The following is a 21,789-nucleotide window of genomic DNA, read 5'->3' as shown; positions in this document are numbered from 1 at the left end:
GGTGGAACGTGGCGCCCCGGACCTGGAGCTCAGGTGGTCCGGCGTGCAACCGGCCACCCTGTCATGGCAGGGTGGCAGAGCTGGCCCCTTTTGAGGGGAGGGACCCATCTCGTGCGGATGCCTGACCAGGCGGCCGCACCTTTCGAGAAGGGAACGACCCATGAGGCGTCGTTTAGAAAATCATCGCCTGCAGCGCATTTCATCACGCAGGGTTCCGATGCTCGTTGCAGCAATTTTGGCGCTGCTGATGCCGCTGGCCCTTTCAGGACCGGCAGTTGCCAACTCCGGCGGAGGCTGGCACGGCCATCACGGCCCGCAAACCTGGACGGTTTTGGCTGGCAATGAGTCCCCGAACCAGGCCATCCAGAGCATGGCATTTCTCCCCGCCAACGTCTATGTCAACGCGGGGGACACCGTCAGTTGGCTGGCGAACTCGGCAGAGCCTCACACCGTCACCTTGTTGCCACCGGGGGTGCCGTTGATGGAATTCAACCCGGGCGACCCTGCACAGCTGTTTCCCGTTGGCGGCAGCTCCTATGACGGCGCGTCCTACTACAACTCGGGCATCCTGAGCAACGTTACCGACAGCGGCCTCCCGGCCGTCACGGGCTACAGCCTGAAGTTCCCCGCCGCAGGCAACTTCACCTACTACTGCCTGGTCCACGGCGCCATGATGAAGGGAACCGTGCATGTGGCGGCCGCCGGCACACCGTACCCGTACACGCAGAACGACTACAACAAGCAGGCGAAGAAGGAGGCACACAGCATCCTGAAGGACGGGCGTGCGCTGTGGCACGCAGCAGAGGCGCTGGCTGACTCGCACCATGTCTACGTCGGCACCGACGACGGCATGACCATGGTCATGCGGTTTATCCAGCCCACCGTTCGTGTGCACGTGGGTCAAAAGGTCACGTTCATCAACAACGGCATGGCAGCCCCGCACACCGTCACATTCGGCACCGAGCCGGCCAACTTCGGCCCGCCGTCGGGTAATCCGGCGAAGTTCGCCGGCGGGAACCTGAATTCGGGGATCATGATTCCCGGATCCACGTTCACCGTGACGTTCAACAAGGCAGGGACGTTCAGCTACATCTGCGCCCTGCATGACTACATGGGAATGGTGGGCAAGGTGGTGGTGAAGTAGCACCACCCCAACCCAACCCAGCCAAGCACGAGGGCGGGAGGCCCACCCAGGGGGCCTCCCGCCGTCGTGCGTCACGAACATTGGCCCCGGGAACGTGGCGGGGGTAAACTGAAGCCGCAATTCAAACACGACAGGGGAGCGTCCACCCGGCTTGGGTATCGGCGCTGAGAGTGCGGTTCGCCGCAGACCCTCGAACCTGCTCCGGCTAGTACCGGCGAAGGGAGTCGAGTTCTCTTCGGCTGCGCGGAAATACCGACGCATCCGCCCCTCCTGCAAAGGAGGAATCATGAGCAAGTCATTCGCGGGCGAAAACGCCGCGCAAAAAAACACGCCAAACAACCCGGTGGCACGGAAAAGCACGTGGCGGGTGGTCGACATCGTTGTGGTGTCGGTTCTCGGTGTGGCCGTGGGTGTCATCTTCTGGCTGTGGTCCGCCGGCTACGGCCTGGTCAGCGCCTTCACCGTCGCCTTCCCGCCCATCGGTGCACTCTACGGCGGGGGTTGGCTGATCGCCGGCGTGCTGGGCGGGCTGGTGATCCGCAAGCCCGGCGCTGCACTGTACTGCGAACTGATCGCGGCCAGCGTCGAGGGCCTGCTCGGTACCCACTTTGGTTTCACCGTGCTGCTCTCGGGCCTCGTGCAGGGGCTCGGTGCGGAGTTGGGCTTTGCACTCTTCCGCTACCGCAAGTTCACGCTGCCCGTGTCGCTGCTGGCCGGTGCGCTGGCCGGGCTGGCCATGGGCCTGAACGACAGCGTGGTGTACAACGTGGCCTGGGCCATTGAATGGAAAACCGTCTACGTTGTCCTGGCCATGATCTCCGGTGCCGTCATTGCCGGCTTGGTGCCCTGGTTGGCCGTCCGCGCACTGGCCCGCACGGGAGCGCTGGCGAATCTGCCCTCGCGGGGAGCCGCCACCGAGAGGGCGGTCTAGCCTTGGCGTCAACACAGCCACGGGGTGCCCCGGCGCGGATCTCCGCCAGGGGCTGGGGCTGGCAGCATTCGGGCCGCCATGACCGTGCGGTGCAGGGCCTGGACCTGGAGATCGCCCCGGGGGAGCGGGTGCTGCTGCTGGGCCCCTCCGGCGCGGGCAAGTCCACGCTCCTGCACGCGCTCGCCGGCGTGCTCGGCGACGACGAGGACGCCAACGAAATCGGCGAGCTCCGCATTGACGGCCGGCCCGTGGCGGAATCCCGTGGCCGGGCCGGCCTCATGCAGCAGGACCCGGACGCCCAGGTGGTGCTCTCACGCGTAGGCGACGACGTTGCCTTCGGCGCCGAAAACCTGGCCGTCCCGCGCGATGAAATCTGGCGCAGGGTGCACGCCGCCCTCGAATCCGTGGGCCTCGCACTGCCCCTGGACCACCCCAGCTCCGCCCTCTCCGGCGGACAAAAGCAGCGGCTGGGCCTGGCCGGCATGCTGGCCATGCGCCCCGGCCTGCTGCTGCTGGACGAGCCCACCGCCAACTTGGATCCCGCCGGGGTTGTGGAGGTCCGCGACGCCGTGCGCCACAGTCTCGACGAAAGCGGAGCCACCCTGGTGGTTGTCGAACACAGGGTTTCCGTGTGGCTCGACGTGGTGGACAGAATCGTGGTGCTGGCCCCGGACAGCCTTGGCGAGCCGGGCGGGGTGCTCTTCGACGGCCCGCCCGCCAGGGTGCTGGCGCAAAGCCGCGAACTGTTGGCCGGCGCCGGAATTTGGGTCCCCGGACATGTCCCCCACGTCCGCCCGCGCAGCAACGCAGTCCCACGCCAGCCAATGGACGACGCCGGAACCGGCCTGCTGCTTGAGGCAACGGATCTCGCTGTCTCCCGCACGAAAGGGCGGCGCAGGCACCCCGCGGTTCCTGCCGCCGTCGTTCCTTCCGTGCAGGTCAAGGCAGGGCAAGCACTGAGTGTCACCGGGCCCAACGGCTCGGGAAAATCAACGCTGGCACTGACCCTGGGCGGCTTGCTGCGGCCCGCGGGCGGGGAACTGGCTGCCACGGCGGCGTTGTCGCGCGGGGCCGGACCGGCACCACTGAAATGGCGGGGGCGTGAACTGATTAACCGGATCGGCACGGTCTTCCAGGAACCGGAACACCAATTCATTGCCGCCAGTGTCCGGGACGAGCTGATGTTTGCGCCCAAGCTGCTGGGCCGGGGCGCCGAAGCGGTTGATGAGCTGCTGGTCCGGCTGCGGCTGGAACACCTGGCGGGGGCGAATCCGTTTACGCTGTCAGGCGGGGAGAAGCGGCGGCTGTCGGTGGCGACGGTGCTTGCGGCAAGTCCGCAGGTGCTGGTGCTGGACGAACCCACGTTTGGCCAGGATGCAAACACCTGGGCGGAGCTGGCCTCCTTGCTGACGGAGCTGCTGGATGCCGGCACGGCAGTGGTCTCAGTGACCCACGACGCCGCGTTCAGTGCCGTGCTGGGCGGGGACCGGCTGGTCCTTGGCGAACCCGCCCCTGAACGGATCCTCCACAGCGCCGCAGTTGCCGGCCCCGCCATTCCCGGTCCCGCAGCCACCGTTCCGGGCAGGCAGCCGGGCGCAGCGGCGGAGGGGGTGCGCCGATGAGCGTCGACATCATCGCTACGCCGCGCTCGCGGGCCTGGCTGGCCGGCGCCAACCCGCTGGCCAAGCTGGGTGCCGGCATGGCCATCACGATCGCGCTGCTGATCAGCGTCGACTGGGTGTCGGCAACCGTGGCGCTTGTGCTTGAGTGCGCGCTCCTGCCGCTGGCCGGCCTAAGCGTACGCATGCTGTTGATGCGGGGTTGGCCGATCTTGCTGGCTGCGGTGGTGGGCGGTTACGGGACGGCGCTTTTGGCGCCCAAGACCGGTGAGCTGCTGCTGTCGCTGGGACCCGTCACGTTCACTACGGATTCGCTGGAAGCCGGCGTGGCCATTGCCTTGCGCGGCCTTGCCATCGCCCTGCCCGGCATCCTTGTGCTTGCCTCAACTGACCCCACAGACCTGGCGGATGCGTTGGCACAAAAACTGCGGCTGCCGCACCGCTTTGTGTTGGGGGCGCTGGCTGCCATGCGGCTGGTCGGCCTGCTCGTGGCTGAATGGCAGACCCTGGGCATGGCGCGCCGGGCCCGTGGCGTGGGCGGGGAACCCGGGCTGTTCCGCGGGGTGAAGTCCCAACTGGGCCAGGCCATGGCACTGCTGGTGCAGGCTGTGCGGCGGGCATCGCGGCTGGCCGTCACCATGGAGGCCAAGGGGTTTGGTGCGGGCCCGCGCACGTGGGCTCGGGAGTCCACCTTCACGGGGCGCGATGCATGGGTGGTGGCCGGGGGACTGGCGGTCACGGCAGCGGCGGTGGGTGCCGCCGTCGTGCTTGGCACCTGGAACCCGGTATTTGGCTAGATTCATGGTTGGCCGGCAACCCGCTCGGCAGCAACCCGCCCCGGCGCACGCAAGGTGCGTTGGGGCGGGTCGTGGTGTTTCCGGGCATGTTTTCATGACGGCGAAATATGTGATCTGACTCATGCTTGACACGTGTTAGGTTCGTCTGTCATGCTTCCTAACACGAGTTAGGTAGTTGCGAGGAGGCAACATGAGTGACGTAACAAGACGGGCCATGATGGGATTGCTCGGCGTGGGCGCCGTCGGTGCCGTCGGGGCAAGCTGGCCCAGACTGACAGGAGCGGACATCCCCGGGCGGGGATCGCAGTCGCTCAATGTTGCCATTCTTGGCAATGCCCAGGACGCCGCCAGCCGGGTCAGCCTGGTGAAGGCATTCTCCGCGGCCCATCCGAACATCAAGGTGCGGATCCAGGCCATTCAGGGTGCCGACTGGGGTGACTTCTTCGCGAAGATCCTCACCATGGTCGCGGCCGGCACCTCACCCGATGTGGTGTTGGTGGCCACGGAAGGCGCACAGCTGTTTGCCGAGCGCCTTGCCGAACCACTGGATGCCTTCGTCAAGCGGGACCGCACGGAAGTGCAGGACTACTTTGACGATGTCCACCCGTCGCTGGTTGAGGCGTTCATGTACCAGGGCAGCCTGTTCCAGCTCCCGCTGGATTTCAACAGCGCCAACATGTACATGAACACCGGCGCCTTCCACAAGGCAGGTTTGGCCCGTCCTGCGGACAACTGGACGCACGACGACTTCTACAATTCGCTCACGGCGATGAAGAAGACCGGCGGCAAGCAATTTGTGCCGTACTACTGGACCAACCGGCTCTTTGGCGGTGTGGTGCCGTGGCTGTATGCCAATGACACGAGCTTCCTGAAGGAAACCCGCAGCACGGGCGGCGGCTGGCTCTGGGACTCCTTCTACGCCAACGACCCCACCCGCGGCATGCGCTCCGGCGGTTACCAGTGGCTTGAGCCCAACGCCGAGGATCCCCGGGTGGCCGAGAGCTTTGAGTTTCTCCGCACCCTGGTCTCCGAGGGCTTGGGCACCAGCCCGGCCCAGGGCGGCGGCAACGAGCTGGTGGCACAGTTCGCCTCCGGTCTCATTGGCACCACCCCCGCCGGCGGCTATTGGGTCGAGGGCCTGCATGAGGCAGGCATGGGAGAAAACGACTTTGACGTGCAGTTCTTCCCCAAGTGGCGGACCCAGCGGCACCAGTTTGGTGCAGCCGGCTACGCGATCATGAAGACCTCCACCCGCAAGGACGAGGCCTGGGAATGGATCAAGTTTTGCGCGACCAAGGAGGCCATGGAACTGGCCATCCCCAACCCCAACACCACGCCCACCCGCCGCTCCATGGTGAACGAGGCGCTGTACTCGGGCAAGGGGCCGGCCCACTGGCAAGTCTTTTACGACACGCTGGACAAGTTCCCCAGCTCCGGGCCCATCCCCGCCCCGCCGCAACAGGCAGCGGTTGAAAGTGCCTTGATCAAGAACGTCCTGGGTGCCGTGACCGGTTCCGCAGCCAACATCCGACCGGCCATGTCCACGCTCCAGCGTGACCTCGAGCTGGCCATGAGGAGGGTCTAATGTCCACCACAGTCAAGGCAGCCCGCACCGCTGCCCATCAGGTGCCCGGCACCCCTGTCGCCAGGAATCTGGGACGGGACAAGGGGGCCAAACGGCTCGCCGCACTCTTCCTGGCCCCGACCATCATCGGCATCGCCGTCTTTACCCTGGTTCCGATCGTTGCCTCGCTGACGCTGGCGTTCTTCCGTTGGGACATCATCAGTGCCCCGGAATTTGTGGGCGTGGACAATTTTGTCTCCATTGGCGCCGACCCCACCATCCGCAGGGCGTTCCTGAACACCGTGGGCTTTGTGGCCGTCGCGGTGACCCTGCAGTTGAGCGTCTCGATCGGTCTCGCCGTGCTCATCCAATCGAAGATGCCAAGCTGGCTGCGCACCTTCTTCCGCTCCACGTTCTTCCTGCCCCTGGTGTTGTCCGCCTCAAGCGTGTCCATCATCATGAGCTACCTGTTCAACCAGAACTTTGGCCTGGTCAACCAGATCATTGGACTGGTGGGCATTCCCGCGGTCCCGTGGCTGACGTCGCAGGGCGGGGCCATGGTGGTCATCATCCTGGTTTACGTCTGGCAGAACTTTGGCTTCACATTCCTGCTCATCATTGGCGGACTCAGCTCCATTCCCACCGAAATGTACGAGGCCTCCTCGATTGACGGGGCCACGGGGTGGAAGCAGTTCAAAAATATCACGCTGCCCCTGCTCAGCCCCACCCTGCTGGTGGCCAGTGTCATGGCGATCATCTCGGCGCTGCAAATTTTTGACCAGCCGTACGTCATCACCCGCGGCGGTCCCGGAGACTCCACCCGCACAGCCGTCATGGTCATCTATGAAACAGCCTTCAAACAGCTCGATTTTGGCCGCGCCTTTGCCATTGGCATTGTGCTGACGTTGCTGATCATGTTGGTCACGGCCATCCAATTCCGCCTCTCACGACGCTTCGTGCACTACAACTAGGAGCCGTGCCATGACTACCATTTCTGTCAAAGAAAGCAGTTCCGCACCGGGCCGCACCCCCGCGCCCCGCAAGAAGGTTCGCGTAACCGGGCGCACCGCCGGCCGTGCAGCCATCCTCATCGTCGCAACGTTCCTGACGCTGGGCCCCGTGGTGTGGACCATCATGACGTCCCTGCGACCACCCACCGAATCGCTCGGCGCCGGCGGCTCCATGTTCTCCGGCGGACTGAGCTTCGGCTCCTACACAGACGTGTTCAAGCAGGTGAACATGTGGCTGTTGATCTGGAACTCGGTACTTGTCACTGGCATCATCGCCGTCGGCCAGATGTTCACCGCAGCCCTCGCCGGCTATGTCTTTGCCCGCATCGACTTCAGGGGCAAGGGCGTGCTGTTCAGCGTGGTCCTGGCCACCATGATGGTCCCCATGCAGGTGACAATTGTCCCCGTCTTCATGCTGATCCGCGGCATGGGCCTCTCGGACACCCTGCTGGCCCTGATCCTCCCGGCCATTCCGACGGCGTTCGGCACCTTCTTGATGCGCCAGTTCTTCATCGGGCTGCCCGGTGAGCTAGCGGAGGCGGCCGCGATCGACGGCGCATCCCCCTTGCGCACCTTCCGTTCCGTTTACATGCCGCTGGCGTGGCCGGGACTGGCCGTTGTCGGCATCCTTGCCTTCAACTTCCACTGGAACGAGTTCTTCCGGCCGCTCATCATGACCATCAGCGAGGAAAACTTCACCATGCCGCTGGGCCTGGTCTCGCTCCAAGGCAACATGGGCACCGGATCCGTGGCCACCGTCCTGGCAGGCGTGGTGTTGTCCATGATTCCGGCACTCGTGGTGTTCCTGTTTGGCCAGCGCTACCTGCGCGAGGGCCTCACAGCGGGCGTCAACAAATGAGCCCCGCCTTTGCACCGCCTGCACCGTCCCAGCCCCACCACCAAGACCATCAGCAAGACCACCAAGGAGCATTACCTGTGAGCACCCTCGTCCCCGCGTTCCCGGACCCCGCGTTTCCCGCACTGCACGGACGCCCGGACCAGGGCTGGATCAACGACCCCAACGGCGCCATCTTCGTTGACGGCGTCCACCACCTGTTTTTCCAGTACAACCCGGACGCGCCCGTCCACGGCAACGTGCACTGGGGCCACGCCACGTCCACGGACCTGGTTCGCTGGACGCAGCAGCCCATCGCCCTGTTCCCGCGCAAGGGCGGCCCGGACGCCGTCGGCGCCTGGTCCGGCATCATCGCCCTGGACGGGGACGTGCCCACCGCCTACTACACGGGCATCGCCGAAACCGAGCACGATTCGCTGGTGTTGACAGCCACCTCCGACCGCACGCTCATCGACTGGAACCAGGCCGAACAAGGCATTGCGGGCATGCCGGATGAGCCCAGCATCGGCGACGTCCGGGACCCCTTCCTGTTCACGTTCAACGGCGGCCAGTACGCCATCCAGGGCGCCGGCTACAAGGACGGCACCCCCGCCATCCTGCTCTACCGCTGCCACACCATGACCAATTGGGAGTACCTCGGCCCGCTCATTACAGGCGGCTCGGGTGTCGCGCAGGACTGGGCGCCGGCCCAGATTTGGGAATGCCCGCAGCTGTTCGAGGTCGACGGCCAGTGGGTGCTCATGCTCTCGCTCTGGAACCGCGACGACCACTCAATGGACCGCGTCACCTACCTGACAGGCGAGCTCAGCGAAGGCGGCGCCGGACTGAAATTCCTGCCCACCGGCGGCGGCCTGATCGATGACGGTCCCGACTTCTACGCCCCCCAGGTTGTTGCCGGGACCGGCGCCGAGCCGCGGACCCTGGTGTGGGGCTGGAGCTGGGAAAAGTCAAGGAACGACGCCGACATCCTCGCCTCGGGCTGGGCCGGCGTGCTCACATACGCGCGGGTCCTGTCCTTCCGCGACGGGCAGCTGCGCTCCAAGCCCGTGGCCGAGGTGGACACCCTGCGTGCCGCTGTCATCTCCTCCGGTGCAGCAGCGTTCACCGTGCCTGTGCCCACCAGGGCCTTTGACGTGGTGGCTGACGGCGCGGTGGAACTCGTCCTTGTCGATGGCGGCGTCGAGAAGGTCGTTGCGGCCGTCGCGGCCGGGCGCATCCTCGTGGACGGTTCGCTCGTGGAGGTCTTTGCCGACGGTGCCACGGCCACGACTGTGCGGGCTTACCCCACGGCGACCTCCCACTTTGAGGTTCGCGGGACGGCCACGGTACACGCCCTGGCCCTCTAGCTGAACTGCATTCCAGCAGCGCGGCCGCCGTTTTGGCGGCCGTGCTGCTGGCGTGCTGTGACACAACGGCAAACAATCCGTGCAGCAGCCCGGACCTGGGCGGCAGGCGGGGATACTGGGAACATGACAACCGCCCGCAGCACCAAGCTCACCATTGTCGGCGCCGGCAGCGTCGGCACCTCTCTTGCCTACGCCGCCTTGATTCGCGGTTCCGCCCGCGAGGTTGTCCTGTATGACATCGCCACGGCCAAGGTGGAGGCGGAGGTCCTCGATCTGGCCCACGGCACGCCGTTCGTTGGATCCGCACGCATTACGGGCGGCAGCGACATCGAGCTCGTGACGGGCTCCGACGTCGTCGTCATCACGGCAGGGGCCAAACAGGAACCGGGCCAGACCCGGCTTGAACTGGCCGGCGTCAACGTGGGCATCCTGGAAAGAATGCTGCCGCAGCTCGTAGCCCTGGCTCCCAACGCGGTGTTCATCCTCGTGACAAATCCGTGCGACGTCCTCACGGCCGTGGCCGAGCGCATCACGGACCTCCCTCCGGGGCGCATCTTCAGCTCCGGAACCGTGCTGGACTCCTCCCGGCTGCGCTGGCTCGTGGCGGAGGCTGCCGGAGTTGCCCCGCAAAGCGTGCACGCGCTGATCGTCGGCGAGCACGGCGACACGGAGTTCCCGCTGTGGTCCGCCGCGACGATCGGGCAGACCCCGCTTCATGACTGGACCGATTCCTCGGGAGCCCTGCTGTTTCCCCGGGAACGGCTTGAGACACTCACCCGTGACGTGGTCCATGCCGCCTACAAGGTCATCGCCGGCAAGGGGGCCACCAACTACGCGATCGGACTCTCGGGTGCCCGCATTGTGGAGGCGGTACTGGCGGATGAACGGAGCATCCTGCCCGTTTCCAGCGTGCTGCGCGGTTACCATGGCATTGACGGCGTGGCCCTCAGCGTTCCCTCAATCGTCGGGGCGGGTGGAGTGCAGCGCGTCGTCGACACGCCCATGGATGACCGCGAGGATGCGCAGTTGCAGCACTCGGCGGAGACCCTGGCCGCCTCCATCGCCATGTTCACCTAGTCCCCACGCCCTCCCACAGCTCGCAAGCTCGCTGCGGGGCCCTCGGGCGCGTGGCCCCACCACACCCTCCCACAGCTCGCAAGCTCGCTGCGGGGCCCCACCACGGCGGCTACTGCGCCGGTGCCGCCACCGAGCCGCGCATCACCACGGGGCAGGGGATGGAGATGGTTCCGCCGGGCCCATCCGTTGCCCCGCGGCGCAGGTCCGCCAGCAGCAGCTCAACGGCCTTCTTGCCCATTTCGCGGTGGGGCAGTGCCACAGTGGTCAGCCCCGGCACAGTCGTTCTGGCGAGGGGCTCGTCGTCGTCATAGCCCACAATGCTCAGGTCCTGGGGAACCCGCAGGCCAAGCTGGCCGCAGGCGAGCATGACGCCCAACGCCACCCGGTCGTTGGCGCACACAACCCCGGTGGGACGGTCGCGCTTGGGCGAGTGTCCGCCGTCGTCCGTCAAGAGGTGCATGGCGGCGGCAAAGCCGTCATTGATCTCCCAGCCCGTTTCCACTGCGGCGACAGCGGGCAGCCCGGCCGCGGCGATGGCGGCGTCAAAGCCCTGGGTGCGGCGTTCGGTAGCAACCAGCTCACTCGTGCCGGACAGGTAGGCAATGGAGGTGTGCCCGGCGTCGAGCAGGACTTGGGTGGCCGCGCGTCCTCCGGCAACCTCGTCGGGAATGATCGACCGCAGGGTCCCGGCCGGGTCAAAACTGTTGGCCAGCACCGCGGGCACGCCGCGCATGGTGGAGTGGGGATGATGGGCGCGCAGGCTCATGGTGGCAAAGACCAAGGCATCCACCTGCCGGTTGAGCAGGGTTTTGAAGGCAGTGTCCTCACGGACATCTTCACCCTGGGTGTCAATCACCAGCAACAGGTAGCCGGCATGAAAAGCGGCACTGTTGGCGCCCTGCAGGAGTTTTCCGGCAAAGGGCCCGCCGGCGATGGAGTCTGTGACGACGCCAATGGTCTGGGTGCGCTGGGCTTGCAGCGACCGGGCCACGGCATTGGGCGTGTAATTAAGGTCCTTGGCTGCCGCCAGGATGAGCAGCTGCTTGTCCTTGGCAATGTTGCCATCGGCGCGGCCGTTCAGGACAAAGCTCACCGCACTGCGGGAGACGCCCGCGCGGTCGGCAACGTCCTGGGAAGTGGACTTGCGTGCCATGGGGCCTCCTAAATCGTGTGAGGCCAGCTTATCGCCTGAACCACGGGCCCGGGTTTCGGACCGAGAACTGCGGCGTGGTTGCCCGCGGGGCCGCCCGGGCGCGATACCCTAGAGTGAGCAGTGGCCGGCAAGTATTTAGCCCATCGAATTTATTGCATGAAACGGCTAATATTTAGATATTTATTATGGAATTGCCGAAACGGTCACATAAGTGCCAGGAAATATGCATCCTGTGATATAAAAGTCTTATGACTCAAGTTGCTGCAGAAACCGTTGGCGTATTGGTGCGAGATGCACGCAATGAAAAAGGCTGGACCCAGGGCGAATTGGCCACCCATTTGGGAACAAGCCAAAGCGCAGTCGCCCGGATGGAACAAGGCAAACAAAACCTGAGCCTGAAGATGATCCAGCGGATGGAAGCGCTGCTCGAAGCCAACCTCTTCAGCGTGGGCGCTGCGGCCAAGAACGCCGTCACGCACCTGCGGGTGCACGGCGGCCGCGAACTTTCCGGCAGCGTTGAGGTCAACACCAGCAAAAACGCAGGCGTCGCGCTGCTCTGTGCGAGCCTGCTGAACCGCGGAACCACCATCTTGCGCCGGCTGGCCCGCATTGAAGAAGTCAACCGCATCGTGGAGCTGCTGACGTCCATCGGCGTCGAGTGCACCTGGCTTGACGAATCCGACCTCTTGATCCGCCGCCCGGCGGTGCTTGACCTGGCCGCCATGGACATTGCCGCAGCCAAGCGCACCCGCAGTGTCATCATGCTGCTCGGCCCCCTCCTTGACGAGGAAAACCCCTACCGCATCCCCTACGCCGGCGGCTGCGACCTTGGCACGCGCACCGTGGAGCCGCACATGCAGGCCCTGCGCGAGTTTGGCCTCACAGTGAATGCCCACGACGGTTTTTACCAGGTGCAGGCACCCTTGAGCGACACCGTGGACAGGACCTTTGTGCTGACGGAACGCGGCGACACCGTCACCGAGAACGCCATCATGGCCGCTGCGCACCGCGAAAGCACAACCGTCATCCGCAACGCCAGCCCCAACTACATGGTGCAGGACCTGTGCTTCTACCTCCAGGGATTGGGTATCCGTGTGGAGGGCGTGGGCTCCACGACGCTGACCATCACCGGCAAGGCCCGCATCGACGTTGACATTGAATACGCGCCCTCCGAAGACCCCATCGAGGCCATGTCCCTGATCACCGCCGGCATCGTGACCAGGTCCAAGGTGACTGTCAAGCGCGTGCCCATCGAGTTCATGGAAATTGAGTTGAAGGTGCTGGAGCAGATGGGCTTCCGCTACCTCAAGTCCGCCGAGTACATGGCCCGCAACGGCCAGACCCGGCTCGTGGACATCACCACCTTGCCCTCCGAGTTGAAGGCCGCCCCGGACAAGATCCACCCCATGCCGTTCCCGGGCCTGAACATCGACAACCTGCCGTTCTTCGCCGTCATTGCTTCCTGCTCCGAGGGCACCACGCTCATCCACGACTGGGTGTATGAGGGCCGCGCCATCTACCTGACGGAGCTGAACCGCCTCGGCGCCGGCGTTCGGCTGCTGGATCCGCACCGCATCGACATCAAGGGCCCCACAGCCTGGCGTGCCGCCGAGATCGGCTGCCCACCCGCGCTGCGCCCGGCTGCCTGCATCCTGCTGGCCATGCTCGCCGCCAAGGGCACCAGCGAACTGCGCAACATCTACGTCATCGAGCGCGGCTACGAAGATCTGGCCGAGCGCCTGAACACGATCGGCGCCGAGATCGAGTACTTCCAGGACTGACTGTTCCCGCATCCGCGCCGTCCCCATTGAAAAGGGACGGCGTTCGCGGTTAAAGCGGGTTCGCGGACGCCCGCCGATTGCGCAAACGCCGTCCTTTTTCGCGGCGGGCACATTCCGCGTAGGCTCGGCAGCATGTTTCCTTGGACAAAACGCGATACCGCGGCCCCACTTCCGCCCGCCACCATCCCGCGGGACGGCGGCATCCCGTGGCAGGGGGCGGGGCTGACGGCCACCGATGTGGACCTGCCGCGCGGACGCAAGGGCGCCAAGCTGATGCACTGCGTGCAGCTGACGACCGGCGCCCACGCCGTGACCATGCTGCACGCGGAAATTCTTGAGCTGCTCAATGAACGGGTCGATGTCGTCGACCCGATGGGGGCCCACTCGAGTCTCTTCCTGTGCAACGCGGCAGGGGTTGATGCGGCGGCAACTGCCGGAAAGCCCTCCGAGGCTGGCACATGGATGGCAGCATTCCCCGCTGACGCGCTGGCACTGATGGTTGTCCCCGTGAGCGAGCCGCCAGCCGCCGTCATGTCCGGCTCCGACGTGGCCAGCTTCACCGCATGGGTGCGCAAGCTCACTAAATAGCGGCCAGGGCCCTGCCCAGGTCCGTCTTCAAATCGTCCACATCCTCCAGGCCCACTGAGAGGCGCAGGAAACCGTCGGAGAGCCCAATCGCGGCACGTGCATCCGGGCCCATGGCGCGGTGTGTCGTGGTGGCCGGGTGCGTGATGAGCGACTTGGTGTCGCCGAGGTTGTTTGAAATGTCGATGATTTGGAGGGCATTCAACAATGAAAACGCCGCGTCCTTGGTGGTCCCGCCGGCAGGTTCCGCCAGTTCAAAGGTCAACACCGTGCCGCCTGCTTTCATCTGCTTTTTCGCCAGCTCATGCTGCGGGTGCGAGGGCAGAAGCGGGTACAGCACGCGGCTGACCTGCGGCTGGGCTTCCAGGAACTCGCCCAGGGCCAGTGCGCTGTTGCACGAATGCGTCACGCGCAGGTTCATGGTTTCCAGCCCCTTGGTCAGCACCCAGGCGTTGAACGCCGACAACGCGGGCCCTGTATGGCGCATCAGATTCTTGACGGGGCCCTCGATGAACTCCTTCGTGCCCAGGATGGCACCGCCCAACACCCGGCCCTGCCCGTCAATGTGCTTGGTGCCCGAGTACACAACAATGTCGGCACCAAAGTCACCGCAGCGCTGCAGCAGCGGTGTCGCGAACACGTTGTCCGCCACCACCTGTGCACCTGCGGCGTGGGCGAGGTCGCACACAGCCTGCACGTCAATGATTTCCTGCATCGGGTTCGACGGGGACTCAAAAAACACTGCCGTGGTGGGCACTCTCAGGGCCTCGCGCCATTGCGCCAGGTCGGGTCCGTCAACAAACACCGTCTCAACACCCCAGCGGGGCAGCAGTTCGTTCAGGATGACAAAGCAGGAACCAAACAAGGAGCGCGAGGCAACCACCCTGTCCCCGGCAGCCAGCAAGGCACCCAGCGCGGTGAACACGGCGGACATGCCAGACGCCGTCGCAAAGCACGCCTCCTTGCCCTCCAGCAGCCGCAGCCGTTCCTGGAAGGTGGCGACCGACGGGTTTCCGTAGCGCGAATAGACAAAGCGGTCCACCTCGCCCGTGAATGCCTGCTCGGCGGCTTCGGCGGAGTCATACACAAAGCCGGAGTTCAAAAAGAGGGCTTCGGAAGTTTCCTGGAAATGGGTGCGGTCAAGTCCGCCGCGCACGGCCTGGGTGTCTTCGGCCCAGACGGCTGCGTGCTCGTTAAAGTTGCTCAATTGCTGTTCCCTTGGCTTTCGCTGATGGTCTCGTGTGCCTGGCACGCGTGTGAAGTACGACGGCGGCCCAAGCGTCCGGCTGTTCGCCCGCCCATGTTTGTGGCTGGGTCAGTGCCAGGGCAGTTTGCGGTTTTTCCACCCGTTGACGACCCTGTCGCCATAGCCGTCGGGTATGCCTTCGAAGCCTTCAAGGACGTTGTAGGCCGTGTAGCCGGCTGCTGTTGCGGCCTCGGCCGCGGCAATGGAGCGCGCCCCGGAACGGCACAGCACCACAAGCTCCTTGTCGGCGGGCACAACGGCCTGCAGCTCGGCCAGGAACCGCAGGTTGTTTGTGCCGTTGGCCAGATTCCACTGAATGAAGACGGGCTCAGTGTTCAGCGAGGAGATGTCGGGGACGCCGATGTGCGCCCATTCACCCTCGGTGCGCACATCAAGCAGGACTGCCCCGGCCGCCACGTGGTCCCACGCCGCTGCGGGGGCCAGGTCGCCTGCGTAGCTCATGCGATGCCCTCGCCGTCGAACTCGAGCTGGGCATCGAGATCATCCGCGGCCGTGGCCACCGCGGCGTCGCTTGTGGCAACAGCCTGCGGGAGGATGACCGCCTGGGCGCAGGTGACGCTGCTGCCGTTGAATGTGACAGCGGGCCCGCCATGCAAAACATAACCCTCCGCCAGGGCTGCAGAAATGCGCTCACAGAACGAGCGGTCGTCGGGGCCGGTGATGAGCCGATAGGCCAAGGGGGATGCGTCCGCGGACATGGTGTCTCCTCAGTGCAGGTGGCCGAGACTGCAAGCGGGAGCTGGTGGCGGTGCTGCAAAGCCCGGTTCTCAATGCCGGAGAACCTGCTTTAAGTGCCGCAGGGGGTTCACGCTTGCAAACATCAGCCGTGGGAAGCTGGGTTTGCCGAGTATTCACCTGAGGCACCCCGCCGGAAAGAGGGTTGCCGGCCAGCAAGTCAGGGCTTGGCGCTGGCGCTCATTACTCCTCTGCAAACTAACACAGGAAACATGGAGGCGGGGAAAATCCGGGCTCCAATGTGGCGGAAGATGACGCGGAAGCAAGGCCCCTTGAGCACCTGCCGACGTGGGCCCGGCCATCAGCTCCCCGGCGCGCGACTCAACTATTTGACCCCCAGTGTGTCGGTCTTTTGCGAGCGTTCGCGTTGTTGGGACAGGAGAAGGTCAAACTCCTCCCGCCAGACCGGCGACACATCCAGGGCCTGGGAAACGGCTTCTTCATGGCTGAGTTCAACCGGGAATCCGTAGGTGTCCGACAAGGTAAAGAAGGCGTGGCCGCCCAGCTGCCCCTCGGCGGAAAAGTGCCGCAGTTCCCGCAGCCCCTTGGCCAGGGTGCGGCGGAAGGAGCGCTCCTCTTTGCTGAGGACTGTTTCGATCTCCTGCTGCCGGTCGGCCAGTTCGGGGTAGGCATCCCCGTACATGGACACCACCACGGGCACGAGAGCGCCCAGGAAGTTCTTTTCCACACCCAGCCCGTGGGCGAACCGCATGGCCCGCCGCAGCAAGCGCCGCATGACATAGCCCTGCAGCTTGTTGCTTGGGCGCACACCGTCATTGGCCAGGAAAACTGCACCGCGGGCATGGTCGGCAATGATGCGCAACTCTGTCTGGTGTGCTTCGTAGGAGGTGCCCGTCAGTTCTTCCAGCCGCGCCACCAGGGGCCACAGCAGGCTGGTCCTGAAGACATCGGGACTGTCGATCGCCGCGGCGGCAATCCTTTCCAGCCCGCCGCCAAAGTCAACCTGGTGCCGCGCCAGTCTGACGAATCCTTCCTTCTTGTGCTGGTATTCCATGAACACCGAGTTGCCGATTTCCAGGAACTGTCCGCCATCGGAGTTTTGGTGTGAACAGGCGCCGTAGGCGGTGTCATGCTTCACATCGGGGAAAAAGTAGAACACCTCCGTGTCCGGGCCGCAGGGATCACCGATTGGCGTTCCATCCGGGGATCCGCCACGGGACCACCAGTTTTTGTCGCCATAAAAGGCAATGCGTGCGCCCTGGTTTCCCACGGCGTTGCCGTGTTCCTCCGTACCCAAGTCCACCCGGTCGGCACTGACGCCGGCCGCGAGGAAGAGCCGTTCCCAAATGTCAGCGCTTTCGTTGTCGCGCGGTATGTCCCGGTCCGGGTCCCCGCCAAACACGCTGACAAAGATGCGGTCCGGGTCCAGTCCCACCACCACGGTCAGGAAGTGCCACAACGCCGGGATCTGCTCTTCCTTGAAGTAGGCCCCCAAACTCCAATTGCCCAGCATTTCAAAGAATGTGGTGTGCCGGTTGTCGCCAACTTCCTCCATGTCCTGGGACCGCAGGCAGGTCTGGCTGTCCGCGAGCCTGTTTCCCGAGGGATGGTCGGCGCCCAAAAGATACGGCAGCAACGGCTGCATCCCGCTGCCTGTGAAAAGCGTGGTGGGATCGTTGCGGGGAACCAGCTCGGCCCGTTCCAGCACCGCATGGCCGGATCCGGCCTGGTGCTCCAGAAAGAGGCGACGAATGTCCGAGGTTGTCAACGGTGCGGTGGCAGCCATTGGGTTCCTTTCGCTGGTTCCAGCAAGCAGGGCCCGACGAATTGTGGGGCGGTATCCGCTGCCGGTCTTCGCCGTGTTCCCGCACGCGGCGTGCCGGCTCAGGGGAGTGTATGCCATGTTTCCACGTTGATCCGGCTGTGGCCAGTGTTTGGGGAACGTCGGTCCAGGTCTGTTTATGGGGCAGGCGTTGTGCTTTTATTGGATTAGTCCACGGATCCACAAAATCCCGGCGACGAGACAAGGGACAAGAGATGATCAGCGAACCAGCTGTTGCCAGCAAATCCAAGTCGAAATTATCCGGAGCCGTCTTGTTTTTGCGGAAGTCGCCGGCAACGGCTGCGCTCCTGTTGCTGGTTGTCGTGGCAACGGCAGCCACGGGTGCGTTGACCGGGGGCATGTCCGAGGATGTGCTGGCTGCGATCGGCATCAATCTGGACGACGTGATGGCAACCTGGTGGACACTGCTGGTGAGTGCCTTCTTCGCTGGTTCGTGGCCGGGACTGATCGTGCTTTTCGTTGTCATCGCCATCGGCGTTGGCATTGCCGAACGGACGATCGGCACGTGGCGGGCGGTGTTGATGTTCCTGTTGGGGCATGTGGTCAGCTCGCTGGCGCTTGCGGGCCTGGTGGTGCTGGGGACCGCGGGCAACGACGCGTGGCTTGGCTTCATCGGTGGAAACTATGTCCTCGGCGCTTTTGGCGGCGCTGCGGCAGCGCTCGGGGCTGCCACTGCTTCCCTGAACAACTTGTGGCGCCACCGCATTCGGACCTGGCTGGTGGCGTTCTCGTTGATGTTCGTACTTTTCGTGGGCACCGCAGAGACGCTGCAACTGCTGTTTGGTGCCTTGTTTGGCATCGTGGCGGGGCGGCTGCTGGGTACGGGCCGGCGGGTGCACACCGGCAGGTTGTTCACCCGGCCATCCCTGCGGGAGTCCCGTTTCCTGCTGGCCACAGTCGTCGGGGTGTTTGCCGTGGGCCCGCTTCTGGCCCAGATTACCGCCAAATTTTCGGTGGGCCCCCTGTCAACGGTGGCCCTCCTGATGCTGCAGGGGAGCCCGGATGCTGACGAGCTCAGTGAATTGTGTGACGCGGACGCTGCGTGCATGAACCTGCAGTCGCTTGTTGGCGTCAGCAGCGCAGGCGCCGTCGTACTGTCCGTTATTCCGCTGCTGCTGTTGCTCCTTTGCTCCGAAGGGCTGCGCCGCGGACGGCGGTTGGCAATGTGGACGGCCGTGGTGATCAATGCGATTGTGGCGCTGGTGGTCCTGGAGGCGTTTGTGCAGTTCCTGGCGGTGGCCGAATTTCATCCCGACGATGCGGACACTGGTTTTCTGGCCATCTACATTCTGCCTGCCGCCGTGGTGCCCGCCGGCATTGCGCTGTTGCTGGTCCTGCAGCGCGGAAAGTTCCCCGTGGCCCCTGTCACGGGCACCGCCAGGAAGTTGTTGTGGGCCACCGTGGGAACAGCCATTGCCGTGGTTCTCGTGTTTGCGGCCATGTGGTTTATTGAGGGGAATTTGGGGCGGCTGGGCCTGCTGGACCTGCTCCGGCAGTTCACGCACATCCTCATCCCCTTCCCCCTGCCCTTTGTGGTGGTGCTCCCGCAGGGATTCATGACAGTTCTTACCTACGGTTTTGGCGGCGCTGTCATTTGGCTCGTTTTTGGTGTCCTGGCATTCCGGAACCTGCGCCAGCAAAGCGCCGGCATTGAGGGCGGCGTGGACAGCCGGGCAGGGATCCGCGAACTCCTGCAACTCGGCGGCGGATCGCTGTCCTGGATGGCACTGTGGGAAAACAACCTGTATTGGTACAGCGCGGACGGGAAAAACGCCGTCGCCTACCAGGTCAACAATGGTGTGGCCCTGACCGTAGCCGGCCCCTTTGGTGCCGCGGACGGGCAGGCACCGGCCGCACGGGACTTCGTGGTGCACTGCGTGCAGAATGGCCTGATCCCCTGCTTTTACTCAGCACCCGCCGAGGTTGGCAGTGCATTGGACGGCCTGCACTTTGAGCGGCTGGAAGTTGCTGAGGAGACGCTGTTGAACATCGAGGCCATGACGTTCAAGGGCAAGGAATGGCAAAACGTCCGCACCGCCCTGAACCGGGCCGCCAAGCTGGGCATCAAGGACTACTGGTACGCCTACTCGGCCATGCCGCCGGGCGTGCGCGCCCAGTTGGCGGAGATTTCCGAGGAATGGGTGTCAGACAAATCCCTGCCGGAGATGGGATTCACGCTGGGTGGACTCGACGAACTCAAGGATGACCAGGTGCTGTGCTGCGTTGCCGTTGACGACGACGGCCTGGTCCATGGGGTGACCAGCTGGCTGCCTGTGTTCACCGACCAGGAAATCACCGGTTGGACCTTGGACTTCATGAGGCGGCGCACCGACGGTTTCAAGGGCGTCATGGAGTTCCTCATAGCGTCCGCCGCAAACCACTTCAAGAAGGAGGTTCCCATGATCTCGTTGTCGGGCTCACCGCTGGCCAACACCGGCGGCAGCGGCACCGACGGCGAGCAGTCCGTCATCGAGAAGATCCTGGGCATGTTGGGCAATGTCCTGGAGCCCATGTACGGCTTCAAATCACTGGCGGCCTTCAAATCCCGGTTCCAGCCGGAACACCGCACCCTCTACATGTACTACCAGGACCCGCTCGCCCTGCCCGCCATTGGCCTGGCCATCACAGCAGCGTACCTGCCGGGACTGTCCGCCCGCCAAAGCGCAGAATTTTTACGCCAGATGGCCATCAAGGAACCGGCCAAGTAGCTGCCCGCCGGTGATGGTCCCTCCAGGGAACAATCACCAGGGGCTGCGCGGGGACGGACCGCACTGAAAGGAGCCAAACACCATGAATGCGATATTAACCGCCGACATCAGCACCGATGCCGTGGTTTACTCAGCAGCCGCGGTGGCCTGCATTCTCTTTGTCATCTTGTTCCTGAGACCCTCGGCGAAATGGACCATGAAGGCCTTGGCCGGTGTTGCTGCGGGGGCGGTGCTTGGCCTGGTGGTCGCCTGGCTCGCCATTGACATCCTGCAGCTGGTGGACATTCCCATCACGACCAGCATGAAATTATGGTTCGTGGCCGCCTGTGCGGCCGTGGGGCTGGCGGTGGTGAACTTTTGGCAGACCCCGCGCTGGCGCAAATGGATTGCTGCGGTATCCGTCCCCGTCTTCCTGCTGGCAGCCGGCATCGGCATCAACGCCGAAATTGGCTTGAACCAGACCATTGCTGCGGTGCTGGGCATTTCCACCGGAGACGACGTGGTGCTGCCGGACAACGACAAAGACAAAAAGACGGATGAAAGTGTGCCGCTGTGGCAGCGCTGGAAGGCGCCGGCCGGCATGCCGGCAACAGGGCAGCAGGGGATCCAGGAAATTCCCAACACAAAGTCCGGATTCAACGCCCGGCCGGCGGGGATTTACCTGCCACCGGCGGCAAGGACCGCAAATCCGCCGACACTGCCCATTGTCATCATGCTGATGGGCCAGCCGGGCAACCCTGAACCTCAATACATCGGCGCCGTCTTGGACAAATACGCTGCCGAACATGACGGGCTGGCACCCATTGTGGTGGTTGCCGATCAAATTGGTCCTGACCAAATCGACACTCTCTGCCTGGACAGCAAGGTGTACGGCAATGTTGAAAGTTACATCATGGATGACGTGGTGGGTTTCGTGAGGCAAAAACTTGGAGTCATGCAGCATCCCAAATTTTGGACCATTGCAGGTTATTCAAATGGCGGCCAGTGCGCCATTTCACTGGGGGCAAAGCACCCCGATGTCTTTGGCAATATTCTGGACATCTCCGGTGAGGAATATCCCGGTGCAGAGACTCCTGGCGACAACTTGGCCACGGTTTTCAACGGCGACCAGGCTGCCTACGATGCACAAATGCCGATAAACATTATGGCCAAGCGCCATTACAGCGACCTCACCGCGATCTTTACGGCCGGGTCCGACGATTCGGTTTACGTGGCAGCGGCCAAAAAAGTCTCCGCGGCGGCCAAGGCGGCCGGAATGGACGTCAGCTACTATGAGGTGCCCAATGGCGGACATGGCATCGCCGCGCTGAACGGGGGACTGGAAAAGGGTTTTGAGATCCTGTATCCGCGGCTTGGGTTGAGCCGCTGACATGCCCATGGGGCAACAAACCCCAAGGCATGGCGCCGGAGTT

General features: G+C 64.3%; 18 protein-coding genes and 2 riboswitches. Of the genes, 13 read left to right on the top strand and 5 right to left on the bottom strand.

Translation table 11 applies throughout. From position 1 onward, the window contains the following. Positions 1-160 precede the first annotated feature (160 nt). The 9 genes from AC1L6K_RS01690 (at position 161) to AC1L6K_RS01650 (ending at position 10,344) form a co-directional block, all read left to right on the top strand. Complete coding sequence (locus AC1L6K_RS01690) at positions 161-1,144, top strand: plastocyanin/azurin family copper-binding protein (protein WP_480951025.1); 984 nt, start codon at positions 161-163, stop codon at positions 1,142-1,144. A 122-nt stretch (positions 1,145-1,266) separates the two neighbouring features. Beyond that, a riboswitch (TPP riboswitch) is annotated at positions 1,267-1,384 on the top strand. Between the two features lie 46 nt (positions 1,385-1,430). After that, on the top strand, positions 1,431-2,075 hold the full coding sequence (locus AC1L6K_RS01685; RefSeq protein ID WP_480951024.1) for an ECF transporter S component: 645 nt from the start codon (positions 1,431-1,433) through the stop codon (positions 2,073-2,075). 2 nt (positions 2,076-2,077) lie between these two features. Further along, a complete protein-coding gene (locus AC1L6K_RS01680; RefSeq protein WP_480951023.1) occupies positions 2,078-3,697 on the top strand; it encodes an ABC transporter ATP-binding protein in 1,620 nt (539 codons plus the stop codon). Then, a complete protein-coding gene (locus tag AC1L6K_RS01675; protein WP_480951022.1) occupies positions 3,694-4,491 on the top strand; it encodes an energy-coupling factor transporter transmembrane component T family protein in 798 nt (265 codons plus the stop codon). The genes AC1L6K_RS01680 and AC1L6K_RS01675 overlap by 4 nt, the downstream gene beginning before the upstream one ends. Positions 4,492-4,681: 190 nt before the next feature. Next, the gene (locus tag AC1L6K_RS01670; protein WP_480951021.1) at positions 4,682-6,076 is read left to right on the top strand and encodes an extracellular solute-binding protein; all 1,395 of its coding nucleotides are present in this window, start codon (positions 4,682-4,684) and stop codon (positions 6,074-6,076) included. Then, the gene (locus AC1L6K_RS01665) at positions 6,076-7,026 is read left to right on the top strand and encodes a carbohydrate ABC transporter permease (protein ID WP_480951020.1); all 951 of its coding nucleotides are present in this window, start codon (positions 6,076-6,078) and stop codon (positions 7,024-7,026) included. The genes AC1L6K_RS01670 and AC1L6K_RS01665 overlap by 1 nt, the downstream gene beginning before the upstream one ends. Before the next feature lie 10 nt (positions 7,027-7,036). After that, on the top strand, positions 7,037-7,924 hold the full coding sequence (locus AC1L6K_RS01660; protein WP_480951019.1) for a carbohydrate ABC transporter permease: 888 nt from the start codon (positions 7,037-7,039) through the stop codon (positions 7,922-7,924). A 77-nt stretch (positions 7,925-8,001) separates the two neighbouring features. Beyond that, positions 8,002-9,267, top strand: coding sequence for a glycoside hydrolase family 32 protein (locus tag AC1L6K_RS01655; protein ID WP_480951018.1), 1,266 nt, complete (start codon positions 8,002-8,004; stop codon positions 9,265-9,267). A gap of 123 nt (positions 9,268-9,390) precedes the next feature. Next, a complete protein-coding gene (locus tag AC1L6K_RS01650) occupies positions 9,391-10,344 on the top strand; it encodes an L-lactate dehydrogenase (protein WP_480951017.1) in 954 nt (317 codons plus the stop codon). 109 nt (positions 10,345-10,453) lie between these two features. Here the strand turns inward: AC1L6K_RS01650 and AC1L6K_RS01645 are convergent, their stop codons facing one another. Continuing rightward, the gene (locus AC1L6K_RS01645; protein WP_480951016.1) at positions 10,454-11,497 is read right to left on the bottom strand and encodes a LacI family DNA-binding transcriptional regulator; all 1,044 of its coding nucleotides are present in this window, start codon (positions 11,495-11,497) and stop codon (positions 10,454-10,456) included. Positions 11,498-11,745: 248 nt separating this feature from the next. On the opposite strand from AC1L6K_RS01645, the gene AC1L6K_RS01640 reads away from it, so the two are divergent. Both AC1L6K_RS01640 and AC1L6K_RS01635 read left to right on the top strand, forming a co-directional pair. Continuing rightward, positions 11,746-13,278 (top strand): UDP-N-acetylglucosamine 1-carboxyvinyltransferase, encoded by a 1,533-nt coding sequence (locus AC1L6K_RS01640; protein ID WP_480951015.1) that lies wholly within the window; start codon positions 11,746-11,748, stop codon positions 13,276-13,278. A gap of 132 nt (positions 13,279-13,410) precedes the next feature. Beyond that, positions 13,411-13,866, top strand: coding sequence for a hypothetical protein (locus tag AC1L6K_RS01635; RefSeq protein ID WP_480951014.1), 456 nt, complete (start codon positions 13,411-13,413; stop codon positions 13,864-13,866). On the opposite strand, the gene AC1L6K_RS01630 is transcribed toward AC1L6K_RS01635, so the two are convergent. From AC1L6K_RS01630 to AC1L6K_RS01615, 4 genes are all read right to left on the bottom strand, one after another. Continuing rightward, positions 13,859-15,070: an O-succinylhomoserine sulfhydrylase gene (locus AC1L6K_RS01630; RefSeq protein WP_480951013.1), complete on the bottom strand. Its 1,212-nt coding sequence runs from the start codon at positions 15,068-15,070 to the stop codon at positions 13,859-13,861. The genes AC1L6K_RS01635 and AC1L6K_RS01630 overlap by 8 nt on opposite strands. A 108-nt stretch (positions 15,071-15,178) precedes the next feature. Continuing rightward, entirely contained in the window at positions 15,179-15,571 is a 393-nt protein-coding gene (locus AC1L6K_RS01625) for a rhodanese-like domain-containing protein (protein ID WP_480951012.1), read from the bottom strand. Further along, on the bottom strand, positions 15,568-15,828 hold the full coding sequence (locus AC1L6K_RS01620) for a DUF1737 domain-containing protein (protein ID WP_480951011.1): 261 nt from the start codon (positions 15,826-15,828) through the stop codon (positions 15,568-15,570). Before AC1L6K_RS01620 ends, AC1L6K_RS01625 begins: the two co-directional genes overlap by 4 nt. A gap of 104 nt (positions 15,829-15,932) precedes the next feature. Then, positions 15,933-16,053: riboswitch (SAM riboswitch) on the bottom strand. A 137-nt stretch (positions 16,054-16,190) separates the two neighbouring features. Beyond that, positions 16,191-17,612, bottom strand: a complete 1,422-nt coding sequence (locus AC1L6K_RS01615) for an alanine--tRNA ligase-related protein (RefSeq protein ID WP_480951010.1) — start codon at positions 17,610-17,612, stop codon at positions 16,191-16,193. A gap of 251 nt (positions 17,613-17,863) precedes the next feature. On the opposite strand from AC1L6K_RS01615, the gene AC1L6K_RS01610 reads away from it, so the two are divergent. Next, positions 17,864-20,377 carry a bifunctional lysylphosphatidylglycerol flippase/synthetase MprF gene (locus AC1L6K_RS01610; RefSeq protein WP_480951009.1) on the top strand — a complete coding sequence of 838 codons (2,514 nt, stop codon included), beginning with the start codon at positions 17,864-17,866 and terminating at the stop codon, positions 20,375-20,377. A gap of 82 nt (positions 20,378-20,459) precedes the next feature. Beyond that, complete coding sequence (locus tag AC1L6K_RS01605) at positions 20,460-21,746, top strand: alpha/beta hydrolase (RefSeq protein WP_480951008.1); 1,287 nt, start codon at positions 20,460-20,462, stop codon at positions 21,744-21,746. The last annotated feature ends 43 nt before the right edge of the window (positions 21,747-21,789 follow it).

This window comes from Specibacter sp. BI4 (assembly GCF_056680095.1).
Note: the sequence above shows the minus strand (reverse complement) of the source record. Positions and strands in the feature narration are given on the sequence as shown.